This is a genomic window from Micromonospora sp. NPDC049004 (genome assembly GCF_040649315.1).
Lineage (GTDB): Bacteria > Actinomycetota > Actinomycetes > Mycobacteriales > Micromonosporaceae > Micromonospora.
Genome location: NZ_JBEZFG010000001.1, coordinates 900,455 through 920,653 on the forward strand (window position 1 = coordinate 900,455; position 20,199 = coordinate 920,653).

Annotated in this window: 19 protein-coding genes; 15 read left to right on the forward strand and 4 right to left on the reverse strand. The window is 74.0% G+C overall.

Features of this window, described 5'->3' with window-relative positions:
* Window positions 1-50 precede the first annotated feature (50 nt).
* Genes AB0B97_RS04025 through AB0B97_RS04035 form a run of 3 tightly spaced genes read left to right on the forward strand, consistent with a single transcriptional unit; the run spans window position 51 to window position 3,242 of the window.
* Window positions 51-1,778: an AMP-binding protein gene (locus AB0B97_RS04025; protein ID WP_357490418.1), complete on the forward strand. Its 1,728-nt coding sequence runs from the start codon at window positions 51-53 to the stop codon at window positions 1,776-1,778.
* A gap of 25 nt (window positions 1,779-1,803) precedes the next feature.
* On the forward strand, window positions 1,804-2,109 hold the full coding sequence (locus tag AB0B97_RS04030; protein WP_007460186.1) for a phosphopantetheine-binding protein: 306 nt from the start codon (window positions 1,804-1,806) through the stop codon (window positions 2,107-2,109).
* On the forward strand, window positions 2,106-3,242 hold the full coding sequence (locus AB0B97_RS04035) for a class I SAM-dependent methyltransferase (protein WP_357490420.1): 1,137 nt from the start codon (window positions 2,106-2,108) through the stop codon (window positions 3,240-3,242). Before AB0B97_RS04030 ends, AB0B97_RS04035 begins: the two co-directional genes overlap by 4 nt.
* Window positions 3,243-3,284: 42 nt before the next feature.
* Here AB0B97_RS04035 and AB0B97_RS04040 read toward each other — a convergent pair whose 3' ends face one another.
* The gene (locus tag AB0B97_RS04040) at window positions 3,285-4,877 is read right to left on the reverse strand and encodes an AMP-binding protein (protein ID WP_357490421.1); all 1,593 of its coding nucleotides are present in this window, start codon (window positions 4,875-4,877) and stop codon (window positions 3,285-3,287) included.
* Between the two features lie 94 nt (window positions 4,878-4,971).
* On the opposite strand from AB0B97_RS04040, the gene AB0B97_RS04045 reads away from it, so the two are divergent.
* The 3 genes from AB0B97_RS04045 to AB0B97_RS04055 are packed head-to-tail and all read left to right on the forward strand — an operon-like array spanning window position 4,972 to window position 7,242.
* Complete coding sequence (locus AB0B97_RS04045; protein ID WP_357490423.1) at window positions 4,972-6,009, forward strand: methyltransferase; 1,038 nt, start codon at window positions 4,972-4,974, stop codon at window positions 6,007-6,009.
* A 9-nt stretch (window positions 6,010-6,018) separates the two neighbouring features.
* Window positions 6,019-7,044, forward strand: coding sequence for a methyltransferase (locus tag AB0B97_RS04050; protein WP_357490424.1), 1,026 nt, complete (start codon window positions 6,019-6,021; stop codon window positions 7,042-7,044).
* Between the two features lie 3 nt (window positions 7,045-7,047).
* Entirely contained in the window at window positions 7,048-7,242 is a 195-nt protein-coding gene (locus tag AB0B97_RS04055; protein ID WP_234584997.1) for a ferredoxin, read from the forward strand.
* Between the two features lie 256 nt (window positions 7,243-7,498).
* On the opposite strand, the gene AB0B97_RS04060 is transcribed toward AB0B97_RS04055, so the two are convergent.
* Genes AB0B97_RS04060 through AB0B97_RS04070 form a run of 3 tightly spaced genes read right to left on the reverse strand, consistent with a single transcriptional unit; the run spans window position 7,499 to window position 12,188 of the window.
* On the reverse strand, window positions 7,499-9,748 hold the full coding sequence (locus AB0B97_RS04060; protein WP_357490426.1) for a xanthine dehydrogenase family protein molybdopterin-binding subunit: 2,250 nt from the start codon (window positions 9,746-9,748) through the stop codon (window positions 7,499-7,501).
* Between the two features lie 23 nt (window positions 9,749-9,771).
* A complete protein-coding gene (locus AB0B97_RS04065) occupies window positions 9,772-10,980 on the reverse strand; it encodes a cytochrome P450 (RefSeq protein ID WP_357490428.1) in 1,209 nt (402 codons plus the stop codon).
* Window positions 10,977-12,188, reverse strand: coding sequence for a cytochrome P450 (locus tag AB0B97_RS04070; RefSeq protein ID WP_357490429.1), 1,212 nt, complete (start codon window positions 12,186-12,188; stop codon window positions 10,977-10,979). Before AB0B97_RS04070 ends, AB0B97_RS04065 begins: the two co-directional genes overlap by 4 nt.
* 78 nt (window positions 12,189-12,266) lie before the next feature.
* On the opposite strand from AB0B97_RS04070, the gene AB0B97_RS04075 reads away from it, so the two are divergent.
* The 9 genes from AB0B97_RS04075 to AB0B97_RS04115 are packed head-to-tail and all read left to right on the forward strand — an operon-like array spanning window position 12,267 to window position 20,198.
* Window positions 12,267-13,541 (forward strand): cytochrome P450, encoded by a 1,275-nt coding sequence (locus AB0B97_RS04075; protein ID WP_234585006.1) that lies wholly within the window; start codon window positions 12,267-12,269, stop codon window positions 13,539-13,541.
* A 41-nt stretch (window positions 13,542-13,582) separates the two neighbouring features.
* Window positions 13,583-14,722 carry a steroid 3-ketoacyl-CoA thiolase gene (locus AB0B97_RS04080; protein WP_357490431.1) on the forward strand — a complete coding sequence of 380 codons (1,140 nt, stop codon included), beginning with the start codon at window positions 13,583-13,585 and terminating at the stop codon, window positions 14,720-14,722.
* Window positions 14,723-14,727: 5 nt separating this feature from the next.
* The gene (locus AB0B97_RS04085) at window positions 14,728-15,981 is read left to right on the forward strand and encodes a CoA transferase (protein ID WP_357490433.1); all 1,254 of its coding nucleotides are present in this window, start codon (window positions 14,728-14,730) and stop codon (window positions 15,979-15,981) included.
* Between the two features lie 12 nt (window positions 15,982-15,993).
* A complete protein-coding gene (fabG, locus tag AB0B97_RS04090; RefSeq protein ID WP_357490435.1) occupies window positions 15,994-16,746 on the forward strand; it encodes a 3-oxoacyl-[acyl-carrier-protein] reductase in 753 nt (250 codons plus the stop codon).
* On the forward strand, window positions 16,743-17,213 hold the full coding sequence (locus tag AB0B97_RS04095; RefSeq protein WP_357490437.1) for a hypothetical protein: 471 nt from the start codon (window positions 16,743-16,745) through the stop codon (window positions 17,211-17,213). Before fabG ends, AB0B97_RS04095 begins: the two co-directional genes overlap by 4 nt.
* Window positions 17,213-17,686, forward strand: a complete 474-nt coding sequence (locus AB0B97_RS04100; RefSeq protein ID WP_357490439.1) for a beta-hydroxyacyl-ACP dehydratase — start codon at window positions 17,213-17,215, stop codon at window positions 17,684-17,686. Before AB0B97_RS04095 ends, AB0B97_RS04100 begins: the two co-directional genes overlap by 1 nt.
* 18 nt (window positions 17,687-17,704) lie before the next feature.
* Window positions 17,705-17,959: an acyl carrier protein gene (locus tag AB0B97_RS04105; protein WP_357490441.1), complete on the forward strand. Its 255-nt coding sequence runs from the start codon at window positions 17,705-17,707 to the stop codon at window positions 17,957-17,959.
* Window positions 17,960-17,961: 2 nt separating this feature from the next.
* Window positions 17,962-19,167: a beta-ketoacyl-[acyl-carrier-protein] synthase family protein gene (locus AB0B97_RS04110; protein WP_357490443.1), complete on the forward strand. Its 1,206-nt coding sequence runs from the start codon at window positions 17,962-17,964 to the stop codon at window positions 19,165-19,167.
* Window positions 19,164-20,198 carry a beta-ketoacyl synthase N-terminal-like domain-containing protein gene (locus tag AB0B97_RS04115; RefSeq protein WP_357490445.1) on the forward strand — a complete coding sequence of 345 codons (1,035 nt, stop codon included), beginning with the start codon at window positions 19,164-19,166 and terminating at the stop codon, window positions 20,196-20,198. The genes AB0B97_RS04110 and AB0B97_RS04115 overlap by 4 nt, the downstream gene beginning before the upstream one ends.
* Window position 20,199: the final 1 nt, after the last annotated feature.

Consider the following 20,199-nt stretch of genomic DNA (forward strand, 5'->3'; position numbering starts at 1 on the left):
TATCTGCTATCAATCTCGGATAGACGTACTGGGGAGGAGGTGACGGGCCGATGACCGAACGCGCCGCTGCGGAATCGCCGCTGCTGAGCTGGCTGGAGCATCCCCGGCCGGACCGGGGCGTGCACTTCGCCGCCGGCGGGGACGACTGGACCTTCCTGTCGTACGCCGAGCTGGCCGACCGGACCCGGGTGATCCTGGCCGGCCTGCGGGCGGTCGGGGTGGTCCCCGGTGACGTGGTGTCCATCGTCGAGCCCGCCGGCCCCGACTTCGTGGCCACGCTGTTCGCCGCGATGGCCGCCGGAGCGGCGCCCTCACCGATCGCCCCGCCGCTGAACTTCCAGGACCGCGCGGTCTACGGCGAGCACGTGTCGGGCCTCCTGCGCGCCGCCGCGCCCCGGGTCGTGGTGTGCGCGTCCACCCTCACCGCCGCGATCGCGCCGCTGGCCGCCGCCGCCGGCGTCGGGCGCGTGCTGAGCGCCGACGAGCTGGCCGACGCCGCCGACGGCTCCCGCGCAACGGTCGCGGCGCCCGGCCCGCTCGCGCTGCTGCAGTTCACGTCCGGCTCCAGCGGCCGCGCTCGCGGCGTGCAGGTGCCGCACGCCGCGCTGGCCGCCAACGTCGCGGCGATCAGGCGGTGGCTGGCGATGACCCCCGACGACCCCACCGCGTCCTGGCTGCCGGTGCACCACGACATGGGCCTCATCGGCTGCCTCGTCACACCGGTGGTCAACACCAGCGACCTGTGGCTGATGCCGCCGGAGGAGTTCGTCCGCAACCCCGGGCGCTACCTGCGCTGCTTCGGGGAGCGTGGCGCGCGGCTGACGTCGATGCCGAACTTCGGGCTGGAGTACATCGTCCGCCGCGTACGCCCCGAGGCGCTGACCGGGCTGGACTTCTCCGCCTGGCGTGCGGTCATCGTCGGCGCCGAACGCGTCGACGCCGAGGCGCTGCGCCGCTTCTGCGCGCTGCTCGGCCCGCACGGCTTCGACAGCCGCGCGCTGCTGCCCGCGTACGGGCTGGCGGAGGCGACCCTGGCCGTCACCGGGCTGCCGCTCGACGAGCTGTACCACGCCGTCGAGCTGCGCCCCGACCGGCTACGGCTGGGCGCACGGGCCGTCCCGGAGCCGGGCGAGGACGTCGACGGGGGCGTCGAGGCGTACCCGGTGGTGGGCTGCGGCCGACCGCTGACCGGGGTACGGGTGCGGATCGTGGACGAGGCCGGCACGCCCCTGCCCGACGGGGTGGTCGGCGAGATCGAGGTGCACGGCCCGTCCGTCGCGCAGGGGTACGTCAACGCCGACGACTCGGCGTCGCAGACCGCGCTGGGCGGTGGGGTGCTGCGCACCGCCGACGCCGGGTTCCTGCACGACGGGCAGTTGCACGTGCTGGGCCGCCTCGGCGACAGCATGAAGGTACGCGGCCGGGCGGTCTTCGCCGAGGACCTCGAATGGGCCATCTGCCGCCCCGGCGTGCCGGCGCAGCGAATGGCCGCGTTGCTGGGCCACCGGGGCGGCACCGCGACAGTCGTGGCCGTGTTCGAGCAGGCCCAGCCGGAGTGGCTGGCCCAGGCGGAGCGGGAGCTGCGCCGCCGGGCGGAGGGCGCGCAGGTCGTCATCGTGGACGCGCCACGCGGCACCATCGCCCGCACCTCCAGTGGCAAACCCAAACGACGCCAGCTGTGGCAGGCGTTCGTCGATGACCGGCTGCCCGGCACCGTGGTCACCACGGGAGCGGCCGGTCAGCGGGACCAGACCGAGCAGACGACGACGGCGTCCTGAGGGACGTTCGGACAGGAGGCAGGGAATGACCGACGCGACCAGGTCGACGACAGCCGAGGTGCGGACCGAGGCGGAGGTGCGGGACTCGGTGACGGCGATCGTCACCGAACTGGCGCCCAACCCGGAGCAGACCGAGGGGGCGGGTGACTCGCGGCTGGTCGAGGACCTCGGCTTCCACTCCCTCGCGCTGCTGGAGTTGGCCTTCACCCTGGAGGACGAGTTCGAGCTGCCGCCGATCGACGAGACGACCGCCCGCAAGATCGTCACGATCGACGCGGTGGTGGAGCACGTGAAGGACATCCTGCGCTCGCGCGGCGAGCTGGCCAGTTGACCGGCCGCCCGGGGAACGCACCGGGCGCGGCGACACTGCGCGGTCCGACGCCTGGTGAGTCGGACCAGCGGGCCCGGGCGTTGTCGCTGCGGCTGTTCCTGGCCATGCTGCACACCCAGGAGCTGCTGGCCGGCTACCTCGGTGCCCGCCTGGGGCTGTACGAGGCGCTCGATCGCGGTCCGGCCGCCGTGGCGGAGCTGTGCGCGCGTACCGGGATCGACACCCGGTACGCGCGCGAGTGGCTGGAACAGCAGGCCGTCGCCGGGTTCATCGAGGTGGACGACGTGACGGCCGCTCCCGAGCGGCGGGTCTACCGGCTGCCGCCGGGGCACGCCGAGGTGCTGCTCGCCTCGGACAGCCCGCTGTCGCTGGTGTCGCTGACCATGCTGCCGCTGGGCGGGGTGGCCGGCGCGTTGCCGGCGCTGCTCGACGCGTACCGCACCGGCGCCGGGGTGCCCGACGAGGTGTACGGCGACGACTGGCGGCACGGGCACTCGGGCGCCAACCGGGCGCTGTTCACGTACTCCCTGCCCGGCTGGCTCTCCTCGGCGCTGCCGCAGGTGCACCAGCGGCTCGCCGCCGCGCCGGGCCGGATCGCCGACATCGGCTGCGGCGCGGGCTGGGCGGCGATCGCGCTGGCCGGCGCGTACCCCCTCGCCGAGGTCGACGGCTACGACCTGGACGCACCGACGGTGGCCGCCGCGCAGGCGAACGCCGCGGCCGCCGGCGTGGCCGACCGGGTGCGGTTCCACCGGCGCGACGCCGTGGACCCGGAGCTGGCCGGCCGGTACGACCTGGTCTGCGTCTTCGACGCGCTGCACGAGATGAGCCAGCCGGTGTCGGTGCTGCGGGCGTGCCGGCGGCTGCGCGCCGACGGCGGCGCGGTGCTGGTGCTCGACGCCAAGGTGGCGCACCGGTTCGTCGCGCCCGGCGACGAGATCGAGCGTTTCCAGTACGCCACAAGCGTGCTGCACTGCCTGCCGGCCGGGCTGGCCGGGCCCGACTCGACGGCCAGCGGCACGGTCCTGCGCCCCGCGCAGGTTCGCCGGTTCGCCACCGAGGCCGGCTTCGCCGACGTGCAGATCGTGCCGGTGGACGACAGGTTCCACCGGCTGTACCACCTGAGCGGCTGAAGCGGGGCGGGGGAGGGCGGCGACGCCGTCCCCCGCGCCGGCTCAGCCCGCCAGCTCGGCGCCGAGGGCCCGCTTGTCCACCTTGCCCACCGGGGTGTGCGGCAGCGCCGTGCGCAGCTCCAACCGGTCCGGCAGCTTGTACGCGGCCAGCCCCCGCCCGGTGAGGAAGTCCCGCAGCTGGCCCAGGGTGGGGGCGTCGGCGCGGGGCACCACCACCGCGCAGGTCTTCTCGCCCAGGACCCGGTCGGGGACGGCGAGCACGGCGACCTCGCGGACCGCCGGGTGGGCGAGCAGGTGCTCCTCGACCTCGCCGGCCGGCACCTTCTCGCCGCCCCGGTTGACGACCTCCTTGATCCGGCCGACCACGACCAGCTCACCCGTCGGGGTCCAGCGGACCAGGTCACCGGTGCGCAGGAAGCCGTCCGGGGTGAAGGTGTGCGCGTTGTACTCCGGCACCCGGTAGTAGCCGCGCAGGGTGGTCGGGCCGCGCACGATCAACTCACCGACCTCGCCGGCCGCGACCTGCCGGCCGGTGTCGTCGACCACCTGGAACTCGTCCGCGGCCGACAGGGGCCGCCCCTGGGTGTGCGCGGCCAGCTCCGGCGGGTCGTCCGGGCGGGTGCAGCAGATCGGGCCCTCGGCCATGCCGAAGAAGTGCGCCAGCCGGATCCCCAGCTCCCGGGTCACCCGCTCGGCGACCGCCGGGCTGAGGTTGGCGCCACCGACCTCGACCACCAGGCCGTTCAGGTCGGCGCCGAGCACCGGCGCGAGGTCGGCCCACAGCGGCAGAAAGGGCGGCATCAGCGTGGTCAGGGTGACCCGCTCGCGGGCGATCAGTCGGAACGCCTCATCCGGGCTGGGACTGCCGGCCAGCACGGCGGTGGCGCCGACCCGCAGCGCACCGAGGACGCCGGGGCAGCCGAGCGCCGCGTTGTGGGCGACCGGCAGCGCGGCGAGGTACACCCCGTCCGGCCCGAAACCCATCGCCGCGGCGGTCGCCCGCAGCTGGTACGCGTAGTCGTCGTGGGTGCGGGGGATCAGCTTCGGCAGTCCGGTCGAGCCCCCGGAGAGCAGGAAGAACGCGACCTCCGACGGGTCCGGGGCGCTCAGCGGCACCGGATCGGCGTCCACGTCGGACAGGGCGGTGAACTCGCCGGGGTCCCCGACGACGAACACCTCCCGCAGCGACGGCGTCTCGGCCCGTACGTCGGCCGCGAGCTTGCGCAGGTCGTAGCCCTGGACCTGGTCGACCGTCACGTACGCGACCGCCTCGGTGTGGGCGCACAGGTGGCCGATCTCCGCGCGCCGGTGCGCCGGCAGGGCCAGCACGGGCAGCGCGCCCAGGCGGAACAGGGCCAGGCACAGCACCACGAACTCGACGCTGTTGGGCAGTTGGACCACCACCCGGTCGTGCCGGCCGATGCCGTGGGCGCGCAGCCCGGCGGCCATCCGGTCGGCCCGGCGGTCGAGGTCGCCGTAGCTGACCCGCTGCCCGTCGGTGACCAGCGCGGCGCGCTCCGGGTCGGTCCGTGCCCACTCCCGGCCCAGGTCGGCGAGGGATTCGCCGCGCCAGTAGCCCTGCGCGCGGTAGCGCTCGGCCAGCTCCCGCGGCCAGCTCACACATCCGTCCAGCATCTCGTGCCTCCCGTGAACGACGGTGACAGCGACCCGCTCACAAGCTAGTGTGCAGATACACGAGATACAAGACACGTGATAGTGGAGGCGGTTGATGCTGGCGGCGCGGCCCCGTACCGACCTCGGTGCGCTGACCCGGCTCACCGAACTCGCCGACTACATCGTGCCGTTCACCATCCGGGTGATCGCCCAGCTCGGCGTCGCCGACCAGCTCGTCGACGGGCCGCGCCCGGTGAGCGAGCTGGCCGAGGCCACCGGCGCGCACGCCCCGTCGCTGCTGCGCGCCCTGCGGGCACTGGCCGGCAAGGGCATCTTCACCGAGGTCGAGCCCGAGGTGTTCGGCCTGACCAAACTCGCCGAGCCGCTGCGCACCGACCACCCGCTGTCGCTGCGCGACGCGTACCCCCTGATGGCCGCGGACGTGCGCGCCTGGGCCGGGCTCACCCGGTGCCTGCGCACCGGGGAGGCCGCCTTCCCCCGCGTCCACGGCACCGACTACTGGTCCTACCTGGCCGGGCATCGGGCCGACAGCCTCGCCGTCGACCGCTGGATGTCGAGCCTGACCCGGCTGCACCTGCGCACCGTGCTGCCGGCGTGGCCGTGGGCGCAGGCCGGCCACGTCGTCGACGTCGGCGGCGGTGACGGCGCGTTCCTGGCCGGCCTGCTCAGCCGCTGCCCGCACCTGAACGGCACCCTGCTCGACCTGCCCCACGTGGTGGCGGCCGCGCCGGCCCTGCTCGACCGGGCCGGGGTGGCCGACAGGTGCCGGATCGTGGCCGGCAGCTTCTTCGATCCACTGCCGGCCGGCGCCGACCTGTACGTGCTCAAGACGATCCTGCCCGGCTGGGAGGACGCCGACGCCACGATCATCCTGCGCCGGATCGCCGCGGCGATGGGCCCGCAGAGCCGGCTGTTGCTGCTGGAAGCGATCATCCCCACCGGCGACGTCTTCGACGTCGCCAAGCTCGTCGACCTGCACACCCTGGTGCTCACCGGCGGTCGGCACCGCACCCGCGACGACCTCGTCGACCTGTTGGCCGGCACCGGTCTGCGGCTGGACCGGGTCGTCGCCACACCCACGCTCACCGTGATCGCCGCCGGTCCCGCCGGGCCGCAGCTGACATCCCCCTAGGAGGTATCGATGGCCCCGAGCCGACCCCGGATCGACATCGAGTCGGTGTTCCGACTGACCGAGCTGGCCGACTACATCGTGCCGTTCACCGTGCGCGCGGTCGCCGAGCTGGGCGTCGCCGACCAGCTCGTCGACGGGCCGCGGCCGGTGAGCGAGCTGGCCGAGGCCACCGGCGCGCACGCCCCGTCGCTGCTGCGCGCCCTGCGGGCACTGGCCGGCAAGGGCATCTTCACCGAGGTCGAGCCCGAGGTGTTCGGCCTGACCAAACTCGCCGAGCCGCTGCGCACCGACCACCCGCTGTCGCTGCGCGACGCGTACCCGCTGCTCGAACCCGACATCGAGGCGTGGGCCCACTTCGACCACAGCATCCGCACCGGTCAGGCGTCGTTCGACCAGGTCCACCCCGAGGGCTACTGGCCGTACATGGCCGCCCATCCGCACGACAGCGCCCGCTTCGACGCCTCCCAGCAGGCGGCCACGCGGCTGGAGCTGCGGGCCGCGCTGCCCGCGTACCCGTGGGGTGAGCTGACCACAGTCGTCGACGTCGGCGGCGGCAACGGCGCCTTCCTCGGCGGCATCATGGCCCGTTTCCCGCAGTTGCAGGGCACCCTGTTCGACCTGCCACACGTGGTCGCCGAGGCCGAACCGGTGCTGCAGAAGCTCGGCGTGGCCCAGCGTTGCACGGTGACCGGCGGCAGCTTCTTCGAGACCATCCCGGCCGGCGCGGACGCGTACCTGCTCAAGCGGATCCTCTACGGCTGGGACGACGACAACGCCGTACGGCTGCTGAGCGCCGTGCGCGCGGCGATGCGGCCCGACAGCCGGCTGCTGGTGCTGGAGCCGGTGGTCGAGGCCGGCGACCGCTTCGACGTGGGCCGCCTCTACGACCTGCTCCTGCTGGCCATGGTCGGCGGCGGCGCGCGCTCGCGCGAGCACATCGAACGGCTGCTGGACGCCGCCGACCTGCGGCTGGCGCGCAGCGTGCCCACCATGATGTTCCCCATCCTCGAGATCGTCGCGAAGACGGAGGCGTGAGCGATGCGACTGGTCGTGGACTTCTCCCGCTGCGAGAGCAACGCGGTCTGCGTGGGGCAGGCCCCGGAGGTGTTCGACGTCGGTGAGGACGACCGTCTGCACATCACCGAACAGCCGCTGGAAGGCTCGCTTGCCAACCGGGTACGCGAGGCCGCCCGCCGCTGCCCGAAGCAGGCGCTGTCCGTCGTGGACGACTGACGACGCGCCCGATCCCGGCACGCCCGAGCCCGGCACGCCCGAGCCCGGCACGCCCGGTGCCTGCACCGGGTCGAGGACGTCGGGGCTACGCCTGCGCATCGGATCCTTTGCTCTGCTTCAACGGAGGCAACACCCGGTGTCCGGATACCGGACGCGTGGTGTTGCGTGGGTTGAAGCAGAGCAAAGGACGGGCCTGAGCATCCCCCGCCGCCCGTCGCCCGCGGCCCGCCGGCCGCGGAGCGCGGTGGCGTCGGCGCTAGCGGACGGCGTACGCCTCCTGGATGGCCGTCCAGACCCGCTCGGCGGTCACCGGCATGTCGATGTGCCGCACGCCCAGGTGGCGGACGGCGTCGACCACGGCGTTCTGCACCGCCGGCGGGAACCCGACCGCCCCCGACTCGCCCAGGCCCTTGGCGCCCAACGCGTTCACCGGGGTGGGGGTCTGCATCGCGACCGTCTCGAAGGAGGGCAGCTCGGCCGCGCCGATCATGGCGTACCGGTGCAGGTCACCGTGCAGGGGTGTGCCGTCGGCGGCGAAGCGGATCTCCTCCACCAGCGCCTGGCCGGCGCCCTGCGCCAGGCCGCCGTGCACCTGCCCCTCGGCCAGCAGCGGGTTGAGCAGCACGCCCGCGTCGTCGACGGCCACCGCCCGGCGCAGGGTCACCTGACCGGTCTCGGTGTCGACCAGCACCACCGCCAGGTGCGCGCCGAACGGGCAGGTCGCGGCGGACGGCTGGAAGGTCGCCTCCACGGACAGGTCGTTGGCGGAGGCCAGCTCGGCCCAGTAGACGACGTGCCCGGCCGTCGAGCGGAAACGTCCCGCGGTGTACTCCACCTCGTCGCGGGCCACGCCCAGGTGTCCGGCCGCCGCGTCCCGGCCCCGCTCCACCAGGGCCAGGGCCGCCTCGCGGACGGCCATGCCGCCGGTCTGCAACGACCGGGACCCGCCGGTGCCGCCGCCCGCGCCGATCGTCGCGGTGTCGGAGTGGCGGACGTCGACGCGGGCCAGCGCCACGGCGAGCACGTCGGCGGCGAGCATCGCCCACGCGGTGACGTGGCCCTGCCCGTGCGGGCAGGTGCCGGACCCAACCGTGAACCGGCCGGTGTCGTCGACGCGGATCGAGGCGTACTCGCTGCGGGTGTCCGCGCCGGTGATCTCCACGAAGGTGGACAGGCCGATGCCGAGCTGCTGGACGTCGCCGCGCTCGCGGCGGGCCGCCTGTTCGGCGCGCAACGCCGGGTAGTCGGCCTCGGCGAGCACCCGCTCCAGCGCCGCCGGATAGTCGCCGGTGTCGTAGCGGGCGCGCGTGATCGTCGTGACCGGGAAGCTCTCCGGCGGCAGCAGGTTGCGCCGGCGCACCTCGGCCGGGTCCAGGCCGATCTCCGCCGCGTACACGTCGACCATCCGCTCCAGCGCGGCGACGGCCTCCGGCTGCCCGGCGCCCCGGTACGACACGACGGGGGTGGTCGTGGTGGTGACGCTGGACGAGCTGAACTTCGCCCGGCTGATCGCGTACGGGCCGGTGAGCATCGTCCGGGTCCAGAACGGCAGGATCGCGCCGATGCGCGGGTACGCCCCGGCGTCCTGCACGACCTCCAGCGCGTAGGACACGATCCGCCCGTCGCGGGTGCCGCCCAGCTCGGCGCTCTGGTGCTGGGCGCGGCCGTGCCCGGCGGCGGTCATGCTCTCGCTGCGGGTCTCCGCCCAGCGCACCGGGCGGCCGAGTCGACGGCTGGCCCAGGCGACGAGGACGTCCTCCCGGCTGGCGAACGCCTTGGAGCCGAACGCCCCGCCGACGTCGCCGTTGACCACCTGGACCCGGTCCTCCGGCTCGCCGAGGGCCGCCGCGAGCTGGCCCCGCCACAGGTGCACGGCCTGGCTGCCGGCGCGGTAGCGCAGTCCGTCCGGCCCCCACTCGGCCTGCCCGGCGCGGGCCTCCAGCGGGCAGGGCGCCACCCGGGGGTTGCGCATCCGCTGCCGGACGACCACCTCGGCGCCCTCGTGCAGCTCGGCGCGGCCGGCCGGGCGTCGGAAGCCCAGTTTGAGCACCATGTTCGTGCCGGCCTCGGGGTGCAGCACCAGCTCGTCGGTGACGGCCTCCTCGGGGTCGACGAGCACCGGCAGGGGCGCGATGTCGGCCGCGACGAGGGCGGCGGCGTCGACCGCCTCGGCGCGGCTGGTCGCCAGCACCGCGGCGACGGGTTCGCCGACGAAGCGCACCACGTCGTCGGCGAGCACCGGGGTGGTCATCTTCTGGTTCAGCACCCCGGCCTCGGGCGGCAGCGGCGCCAGGTCCACGTCCGCCGCCGTGAACACCGCGACCACGCCGGGCGCCCGGCGCGCGGCCTCGGTGTCCACGCGCCGCAACCGGCCGTGGGCCACCGTCGAGCGGACGACGACCAGCTCCAGCGAGCCGGGCACGAGCACGTCGTCGACGTACGTGCCGCCGGTGGTGAGCAGGGCGCGGTCCTCGGTGCGCCGGACCGGTCGTCCGATCAGTGACATCTGCGACTCCTGGTTCCGCCCGCTCAGGCAGGGGTGACGGCGAGCGGGATCGACGCGTACGACCGGAAGAGGGCGCTGGGCTCGCGGACCGGTTCGGCGGCCAGGTCGATGTCGGTGAGCCGGCGCGCGAGCCGTTCGAAGACGACAGCTCCCTCGATGCGGGCCAGCGCGGCACCGAGGCAGCCGCGTACGCCCCCGCCGAAGCCGACGTGCGGGTTGGGGTGCCGGCCGATGTCGATGCGACCGGGGTCCGCGAAGACGTCCTCGTCGTGGTTGGCGCAGCCGAGCAGGAGAAAGACCGACCGGCCGGGCCGGATCACCCGGTCGCCGACCGGGATCGGCGCCAACGCCAGCCGCGCCGTGTACTGGATCGGGGCGTCGAACCGGACGAACTCCTCGGCGGCGGTGGCGGCCAGCGACGGGTCGGCGCGCAGCCGACGCCACTCGTCGGGCCGGTCGGCCAGGGCGATGCTGCCGGTGCAGACCATGTTCATTGTCGTCTCGTAGCCGGTGAAGCAGAGAAAGACGATGTTGTCGACGACCTCTTCGATGCCCTCGGCGGGGTCGGCCACGGCGAGCATCCGGTCGAGCAGGTCGCCGTCGGGGTCGGCGCGTCGGTCGGCGAGCAGGTCGCGGACGTACCCGCGCAGCCAGGCGAGGGCCTCGTCGGCCGCCGCGCGGTCGGCCTCGGGCAGGAACGGCGTGAAGGCCCGGCCGAGTGCCGCCGAGCGGGGCCACACCTCGGCGCGGGTGCGGGCGGCCGGCAGGCCGATCAGTTCGCACACGACTGTCGCGGCGACCGGAAAGGCCAGGTCGGCGACGGCGTCCAGGCGGCCGGTGTCCAGGGTCGGGGCGAGCAGCTCGTCGACGAGGTCGCCGATGCGGCTGGCGGTGCGCCGGGCCACGCCGGGGCTGAACGCGCGGACGATCTGCTGGTGCAGCCGGCTGTGGTCGTCCGGGTCGCGGGTGGGGATGATGCGGCGGAACACCTCGCGGGAGAGGTCCTGCGCCATCCGGAACTGCGGGTCGTCCTCCGGGAAGGTGTTGCTCAGTCGGCGGTCGCGCAGCAGCGCGGCCACGTCCCGGTGCCGGGTCACGCCCCAGCTCGCCGGCCCGAAACGGCACAGCGGGCCGGCCGCGCGCATCCGCGCGTACGTCGGGTAGGGGTCGGCGACGACCTCGGGCGCGAGCGGGTCCATCCGCGCCGGCAGGACGCGACCGGCGGGGCTCACGGCCGCACCGCCACGGGCACGCTGGCGTACGAGCGCAGCGTCCCGTCGGTCTGCCGGCGGGCCGGGCCGGCCGGGGTCAGCGTGCCGAAGGTGCGCAGCAGGGTCTCGAACGCGACCTGTGCCTCCACCCGGGCCAGGTAGCCGCCGAGGCAGTGGTGGATGCCGCCGCCGAAGGACAGGTGCGGGTTCTGGGCGCGGGTGATGTCGAGGCGGTCCGGCGCGGCGAACTGGTCGGGGTCGCGGTTGGCGCTGCCCAGCAGCAGGATCAGCACGCGTCCGGCGCGGATGGTGCGATCGCCGACGTCCAGATCCTCGCGGGCGAGGCGGGCGACGCCCTGGATCGGGGCGTCGTAGCGCAGGAACTCCTCGACGGCCCGGGGGGTCAGGGTCGGGTCCGACCGGAGCAGGGCGAGCTGGTCGGGGTGGTCGAGCAGGGCGGCCACCCCGGTGGCGATCAGGTTGGTGGTGGTCTCGAAGCCGGCGAAGAAGGCGAAGACCGCGTTGTCCACGATCTCGTCGTCGCCGAGCACGGCGCCGTCGTCGTCGGTCGCGGCCAGCATCCGGGACAGCAGATCCTCGCCGGGTTCGGCGCGACGCCGCTGCAGGATCTCACCGAGGTAGCCGCGCAGCCACTCGACCGCCCGGTCGGCGGCCGGCCGGTCGTCGTCGGGCACGATCGCGGCGAACGCCTTGCTCAGGTCCAGCGCGTACGGGCGGATGCGCTCGTGGTCGGCCGGCGGGATGCCCATCAGGGCGCAGACCACCATCACCGGCAGGGGAAAAGCGAGATCCGAGACGGCGTCGAAACCTCCGGTGCTCCTCGCCGGGGCGAGCAGCTCGGTGACCATCTGCTCGATGCGGGGGCGTAGCCGGCGCACCAGGGCGGGGCTGAACGCCTTGGCCATCAGGCGCCGCAGTCGACCGTGCTCGGGCGGGTCGCGGTAGAGGATGATGCTGCCGAAGAAGTCGCCGGCCGCGCCGTCGCCGGCCGACATCCGGTGGTAGGCGGCCGGGAACTCGCTGCCCAGGCGCGGGTCGCGGACGAGCCGGGCGACGTCGGCGTAGCGGGTGACACCCCAGCTGCCCGGGCCCATCCGGCACAGCGGGCCGGCCGCTCGCAGCGCCGCGTAGGTGGGGTAGGGGTCGGCCACCACTGCGGGGTCACGGGCGTCGAATCTCGGCGGCATGCCGGTACGGGCCGAGGTCATGCCCGCCAGTATGCGCAACCAAAGATACGAGAAACAAGTACTTCCGAGATACGCGAAACACTATTAGGCTTCCGAGCCATGACCGAGACCGTGGTGAGCGCTGACCCCCGGATCATCGCGATGGAGTTGCTGATGAAGGCCCCGGCCACCGTCAGCAGCCCGTACCCGCACTACCACGCGCTGCGGACCGCGGCGCCGAAGTACCGGATGGAACAGCCCGGTCAGGGTGTGGGTTGGGTGCTCACCGCGTACGACGACTGCCGGGCCGCGCTGCGCAACCCGTCGCTGGACAAGTCCGCGCAACGCCCCCGCATGGGCGACTCCCGGGGCCGCGAGGGCGCCCGCACCCTGCTGTTCCTCGACGGGCCGGAGCACACCCGGCTGCGCGGGCTGGTCAGCCGGGTGTTCACCCCGCGACGCACCGAGACCCTGCGCCCCCGACTGACCACCTTCGTCGACGGGCTGCTCGACGACATCACCGCCCGCATCGGCCCCGGCGGCGGCGAGGTCGACATCGTCGGCTCGTTCGGCTTCCCGCTGCCGGTCATGGTGATCGGCGAGCTGGTCGGCGTGCCGCCGGAGGACTGGCCGCTGCTGCGCCGGCTCACCCGCGCCGCGTCCGGCGGACTGGAGATCTTCGCGCCCGAGGAGGTGCTCAAGGCGTCCGACCAGGCGCTCGGCGAGATGGAGGAGTACTTCGCCGACCTGGTCCGCAAGCGCCGCGAGGATCCCCGCGACGACCTCGCGTCCGCGCTCGGCCAGGTCGAGATCGACGGTGACCGGCTCTCGGTCGACGAGCTGATCCAGGTGATCGTGCTGCTCTTCGGCGCGGGCTTTCAGACCATGACCGACCTGATCGGGCTCGGCACGCACGCGCTGTGCCGCAACCCCGAGCAGTTGCAGCGGCTGCGCGCCGAACCGGAGCTGACCCGCTCCGCGGTCGAGGAGCTGCTGCGTTTCGACTCCCCGGTGCACGTGCTGGGGCGTGCCGCCTTCGAGGACACCACCTTCGTCGACGGCACCCCGCTCAAAAGCGGCGAACACGTCATCACCCTGATCGGCGCGGCCAACCGTGACCCGGCCCGCTACGCCGACCCGGACCGGCTCGACATCGCCCGTTTCGCCGGCGCCGAACCGCCGGAGACGCCGCTGTCGTTCGCCTGGGGGCCACACCACTGCCTCGGCGCGCAGCTCGCCCGGGCCGAGGGGCAGATCGCCTTCCGCCGCCTGGTGGACCGGTTCGCGGTCATCGAGCTGGCCGACCCGGACGCCGACGAGATCGACCTCGAATGGCGGCACAGCAGCACCTTCCGGGGCCTGGAGGAGCTGCGCGTCCGGCTCGTACCGGCCTGAGCACCCGCGAACCACCACGCGCCGACCAGGAGGGGGAGTCCATGCCGGAGGCGGTGATCGTCGAGGCGGTGCGGACGCCGATCGGCCGGCGCGAGGGTGCGCTGTCCGGCCTCAAGGCCGTGCAGCTGCTGCGACACGTGCAGGTCGAGGTGCTGCGCCGCTCCGGCGTCGCCCCCGGCGAGGTGGATCAGATCATCGGCGGTTGCGTCACGCAGGTAGGCGAGCAGAGCCTGAACGTCACCCGCAACGCCTGGCTCAACAGTGGCCTCGACTACGAGGTCGCGGCGAGCACAGTCGACACCTCCTGCGGCTCCGCGCAGCAGGCCAACCACCTGATCGCGGCGCTCATCACCGCCGGCGCGATCGACGTGGGCATCGCCTGCGGCGTGGAGTCGATGAGCCGGGTGCCCGTCGGCACCAACCTCTACCAGGGGCCCGGCCACTACAAGACACCCGACTACCCGTACGACGATCCGCCGAAGGCGCAGTTCGGCGGCGCCGAGCGGATCGCGGCCCGGCAGGGGCTGACCCGCGCGGACGCCGACGCCTACGGGCTGCGCTCGCAGCAGCGTGCGGCGCAGGCCCGCGCCGAGGGCCGCTTCGACCGGGAGATCACGCCGGTGCCGCTGCCCGACGGCACGTCGGTCGACGCCGACGAGGGCATCCGCGACACCAGCGCGCAAGGGCTCGCCGCCCTGCGGCCGGTGCTCCCGGACGGCATCCACACCGCCGGCACCATCTCGCAGATCTCCGACGGCGCCGCGGCGATCCTGTGGATGTCGCGGGAGCGGGCCGACGCGCACGGCCTGCGGCCCCGGGCCCGGCTGGCGCACCAGGTCGTCACCGGCGCCGACCCCTACTTCCTGCTCGACGGTCCGACCGTGGCGACCCGCAAGCTGCTCAAGCGCGCCGGCATGACCCTCGACGACATCGACGTCGTGGAGGTCAACGAGGCCTTCGCGGCGGTCGTGCTGTCCTGGGCCGCGCACCACGACGCCGACCTGGACCGGGTCAACGTCAACGGCGGCGCGATTTCGCTCGGGCACCCGCTGGGCAGCAGCGGCACCCGGCTGCTGGTGACCGCCCTGCACGAGCTGGAACGCGCCGACTCCGAGGCCGCGCTGGTCACCATGTGCTGCGGCGGCTCGCTCGGCACGGCGTCGCTGCTGGTGCGGGAGTAGCCGCCATGGACACCGAGACGCGCACCGCGCCCGTCCGCGACGCCGCGGCCTTCTACGCCGACGCCCGCCACGACCTGACCGGGCCGCTGCACGGCGTACGCGTCCTGGATGTCACGAAGGTCTGGTCCGGCCCGATCGCGAGTTGCGTCCTGGCCGACCTCGGCGCGGACGTCCTGCGGGTGGAGATGCCCGGCAATCGGGAGGGGTTGATGCCCCCGGACATTCCCGGCACCGGCCTGTCCTGGTTCCGCCAGAGCGTGCACCGCAACAAGCGCAGCATCGGGCTCGACCTGCGCCGCCCCGGCGCGGCCGAGGTCTTCCTGCGGCTCGTCGCCACCGCCGACGTGGTGGTGGAGAACTACAAGCCCGGCACCCTGGACGCCTGGGGCGTCGGCTATGAGGCGTGCCGGGCCGTCCGGCCGGACGTGGTGCTGGTCTCCGTCTCCGGCTACGGCCAGTACGGCCCCGACGCGCAGCGACCCGGGTACGACCCGACCACCCAGGCCGCCGCCGGCTGGATGGCGCTCAACGGCGAACCCGACGGCGCTCCGCTGAAGGCGCCCACGTTCCTCGCCGACGACCTCGCCGGGCTGCACGCGGTGATCGGCGCGCTCGCCGCGCTGCGCCACCGCGACCACACCGGCGAGGGTCAGCACGTCGACGTGAGCATGCTCGACTCGCTGTTGTTCTCCAGCAACGGCTACCTCACCCTCGGCGCGACCGGGGTGCCGCTGCGCCGCTGGGGCGACCAGGCCGACTTCGTGGTGCCGGCCGGCTGCTTCCGGTGCGCCGACGGCCACGTCTACGTGGCGGTCCCCCTGGACCGCTCCTGGCGTCGCCTGGCCGAGGTCGTCGGCCGCCCGGAACTGGCCCGGGCACCCGGGTACGCGACGAACGAGGAACGCCGCGACAACCGCGCCACTGTCAACGCGGTAGTCGCCGACTGGTGCGCCGGGCGGAGGTGCGCCGAGGTGGTCGACACCCTCGACGCCAACGGGATCACCGCCGAGCGGGTACGGACCTTCGCCGAGGCCGCGACCGACCCGCAGGTCCACGCCCGGGCCATGGTGCAGGAGACGGTGCTGTCCAACGGCAGCACCGCGCCGCTGACCGGGCCGGCGGTCAAGTTCTCCCGGACACCGACAGCCGTCCGCTCCGGCGCCCCCGAGCCCGGCGCGGACACCGACCGGGTCCTCGACGAGGTGGGCGTCGACGCGGCCACGCGGGACCGGCTGCGCGCGCAACGGGCCATCGGATGAGCAGGGGATGACATGACAACGGCAGGCGACGCGCCGCGCTGCGCGCTGGTGACCGGCGTGTCCCGGGGAATCGGCCGGGCCGTGGCGCTGCGGCTCGCGGCGCAGGGGTACGCGGTGGCGGGCTGCTACAGCACGCCGAGCGAGGCAGCGGACAAGACCCGGGCGGAGGTCGAGGCGTACGGGGTCGGGTCGTGGTTCGGGCCGTGCGACGTGACCGACCCGAACGCTGTCGACGCGTTCGTCACCGCCGCCGAACGGCACCTCGGGCCGCTCACCGCGCTGGTCAACAACGCCGGCATCACCCGGGACCGGCCGCTGGTGCTGATGGCGCCGGACGAGTGGCACGACGTGATCGGCACCAACCTCACCGGCACCTGGAACACCTGCCGGACGGTCGCGTTCCGCTTCCTCAAGCGACGCCGCGGCGCCATCGTCAACCTGTCCTCGGTGGCCGGGGTCACCGGCAACACCGGGCAGACCAACTACGCCGCCAGCAAGGCCGGCATCATCGGGCTCAGCCTGTCGCTGGCCAAGGAGGTCGCCGGGTACGGCGTCCGGGTCAACGTCGTCGCCCCCGGTTTCATCGAGACCGACATGACCGCCGCGCTGCCGGCGAAGCTGCGCGAGCAGGCGCTGGGGCAGATCCCGTTGGGCCGCTTCGGCGCCCCCGCCGACGTCGCCGACCTGGTCGAGTTCCTGCTCTCCGAACGCGCCGGTTACGTCACCGGCCAGGTGATCCGCGTGGACGGGGGGATCGTGCTGTGACCGCCGCACCCGCGTTCAGCGCCGCGACCCGGCCCGCCGACACGTACGAGGCCGCTGCCGCGCCGCTGCCGGCGATCGAGTGGGTCGAGGTGTCCGCCGGTCCGCGCGGCGGGATCAGCCTGCGCGCCGGCACCACGGTCGACGCCGCAGACGTCTACCTGGCCGGGCACTTCCCCGAGCTGACCGTCTATCCGGGCGTGTTCACCCTGGAGACGATCGGGCAGGCCGTGACGTCGGCCGTCGGCTACTGCGCCGGCCGGCTGCCCCAGCTGCACCGGTTGCGCTCCGCCCGGTTCCTCGCCCCGCTGCTGGCCGGCGACACGCTCACCGTCGAGGCGTCGGTCGGCCCGGTCGGCGACGACCAGTCCTTCGACGTCGTCGCCCGGTGCGTTCGTGGCGACGGGGTCCACGCGGCGACGGTGCGCGCGGTCTACCGCTGGCCGAGCGCGGACGGCGGGACCGCCTGATGCGACTCGAGCACGGTGAGCTGCGGGCCCTGCTGCCGCACCGGTATCCGATGCTGCTGCTCGACCGGGTCGACAGCGTCGAGCCGGGGGTGAGCCTGGAGGCGGTGAAGGCGGTCACCGGCTGCGAGCCCTGCTACTCCGGGATCGCCGAGGGGCAGGCCCCCGACCGGTACGCGTACCCGGCGTCGCTGCTGATCGAGTCGTTCGGTCAGGGCGCGGCGGTGCTGTGGCTGCTGTCGCGCGGGCCGGGCACGACCGGGTTGCCGATGTTCACCGCGGCCCGGGACTGCGTGCTGCTGCGCCAGGTGTACCCGGGCGACGTGATCCGGCACCGGGTGCGCCTGGAACAGGTCGTGCACGGGGCCGCGTTCGCCGCCGGATCCAGCTGGGTGGGGACCGACCAGGTGGCGGAGTTCGGCTCGATGATGGCCGTCGTCCGACCGGCCGACGCCATCGCGGAGCGGAAACGATGAGAGGAAGAGGGAACACCGATGAGTGAACGCGACACGCACATGGCGGAGCTGCGGGAGATCGTGGCGGAGGTGCTCGAGTTGGAACCCGAGGAGGTCGCCGACACCGCAGACTTCGTCGAGGAGTACGAGGCGGACTCGTTGCGGGCGATCGAGATCCTGGCCCGGATCGAGAAGAAGTACAAGGTGGAGATCCCGCAGGCCGAGTTGAACGAGATGCGCAGCCTCAAGGCCGTCCACGAGGTGGTGGCGCGACACGCCGGCTGGCAGGGCTGACCGTGCACCGCGTGGTCGTCACCGGGCTCGGACCGGTGTCCGGCATCGGCATCGGCGTGAACGAGTTCACCGACGGGCTGCGCTCCGGCCGCTCGGCCGCCGCGCCCATCACGAGCTTCGACGCGAGCGGGTTCCCGCACCACTTCGCCGGTGAGGTGCCCGCGTTCCGGCCGGAGGCGCTGCTGCGGCGGCTGCGGGTCGACGAGTGGGGCCGCTCGGCGCTGTTCGCGGCGGCGGCGGCCCGGCTGGCCGCGATGGACGCGGGTCTGTCGCTGCCGGCCACCGACCCGGCGCGCGTCGGCGCGGTCGTCGGCACCACCAGCGGCGAGTCCACTGTGGTGGAGCAGCTCACCGCCGAGCTGGTGGCCGGTGGCTACCCGGCCATGTCCGCCGAGGCGCTGCGCCAGGCGCCGGCCGAGCGGCTGTCCTACGCGGTGAGCGCGGAGCTGGGGCTGGCGGGGGAGTCGGTCACCCTCACCACCGCCTGCTCGGCCAGCAACTACGCCATTGGGTACGCGTACGACCTGTTGTGCTGGGGTGAGGCGGACGTGATGCTGGCCGGCGGCGCCGATTCGGTGTGCCGGTGGGCGCACGCCGGCTTCTACCGGCTCGGCGCGTTGACCGAGCGGGCGTGCCGGCCGTTCGACCGGGACCGCTCCGGCATCCTCACCGGTGAGGGCGGCGCGGCCCTGGTGCTGGAGACCCTGGAGCACGCGCAGGACCGGGGTGCCCGGATCTACGCCGAGGCGCTCGGGTACGGCGTCAACTGCGACGCCCACCACATGGTCGCGCCCAACGAGGAGAGCGTCGCGGCGTGCATGCGGCTGGCGCAGGAGAACGCCGGGGTCAAACCGGAGGACATCGACTACATCAGCACGCACGGCACCGGCACGCCCGCCAACGACCTGTGCGAGGCGCGGGCCATCCGGGCGGTGTTCGGCGACCGGGTGCCGCCGGTCAGCTCGATCAAGTCGATGCTGGGGCACACGATGGGCGCGGCGAGCGGGTTCGGCGCGATCGCCACGACGCTGGGCATCCGGCACGGGTTCCTGCCTCCGACCATCAACTGGGCCAACCCCGACCCGGAGCTGTCGTGGATCGATCCGGTGCCGAACACGGCCCGCCCGGCCACGGTGCGGGTGGCGCAGAACAACGGCTTCGCGTTCGGCGGCAACAACGCCATCACGATCTTCGGGGCGATCCGGTGACCGCCCTGGTGAGCGGCTGGGGAGTGCTCAGCGCGGCCGGGGAGTCGGTCACCGAACTGCTGGCCGCCGTCCGCGCCGGCACGGTCGTCGGCGTCGACGTGCGCGACCGCTTCGACGAGCCGCTGCCCACGGCGCAGGCCCCGGCGATCGCCGACTTCGACGTACGCCGACTGCTGGGCCGCAAGGGCACCAGCTTCCTGGACCGGGCGACCGCGCTGGCGATGGTGGCCTGCGGGCGGGCCCTGGCCGACGGGGGGTTCACCCCCGACGACGACAACCGGCACCGCGTCGGCGTGGTGCTGGGCACCACCACCGGCAGCCTGAAGTCGACGATGGACTTCTCCCGCGAGACGCTGGTGCAGGACAAGCCGTACCTGGTCAACCCGGTGTTGTTCCCGAACACGGTGATGAACTGCGCCAGCGGGCAGGCCGCGATCCGCTACGGGCTGCGCGGCGTCAACGCCACTGTGGCCGGCGGCCCGCTCGCCTTCCTGTACGCGCTGCGCTACGCGCTCAACGCCCTGCGTCGGGGATACGTCGACGCCCTGCTGGTCGGCGGGGTCGAGGAGTACACGCCGAACACGGCGTGGGCGGCGGAGCTGACCGGCGTCGGCCCGGCCGGTGAGGCCGCGGCGGTCTACCTGCTGCGTCGCCCGATGCCCGGCCTCACCGGGGCTCCGCGCGCCCAGGTGCTCGCGGTGGCCACCGGTTTCCAGCCGGAGCAGGGCGTCGACGGGCTCACCGGCTGCGTACGTCGGGCGCTGGCCACGGCGAAGGTCCGCCCGGCCGACGTGTGGGCGGTCGCGAGCGGCGATCTCGACGCCGACAGCCTGTCCGAGGTGGTGCCGGCGGGCGCGCAGCGGTTGTCGGTGCGTCCGGCGCTCGGTGACTGTCAGTCCGCCACCGGCGCGCTGGCGCTGGGCGTGCTGCTGGGCCGCTACGCCGAGGACCCGGCCGCGCGCGGTCGGCCCGCGCTGATCGTCGGGCGGTCCCGCGACGGCGCGGTCGCCGCGGCAGTGGTGCGGGGGTAGG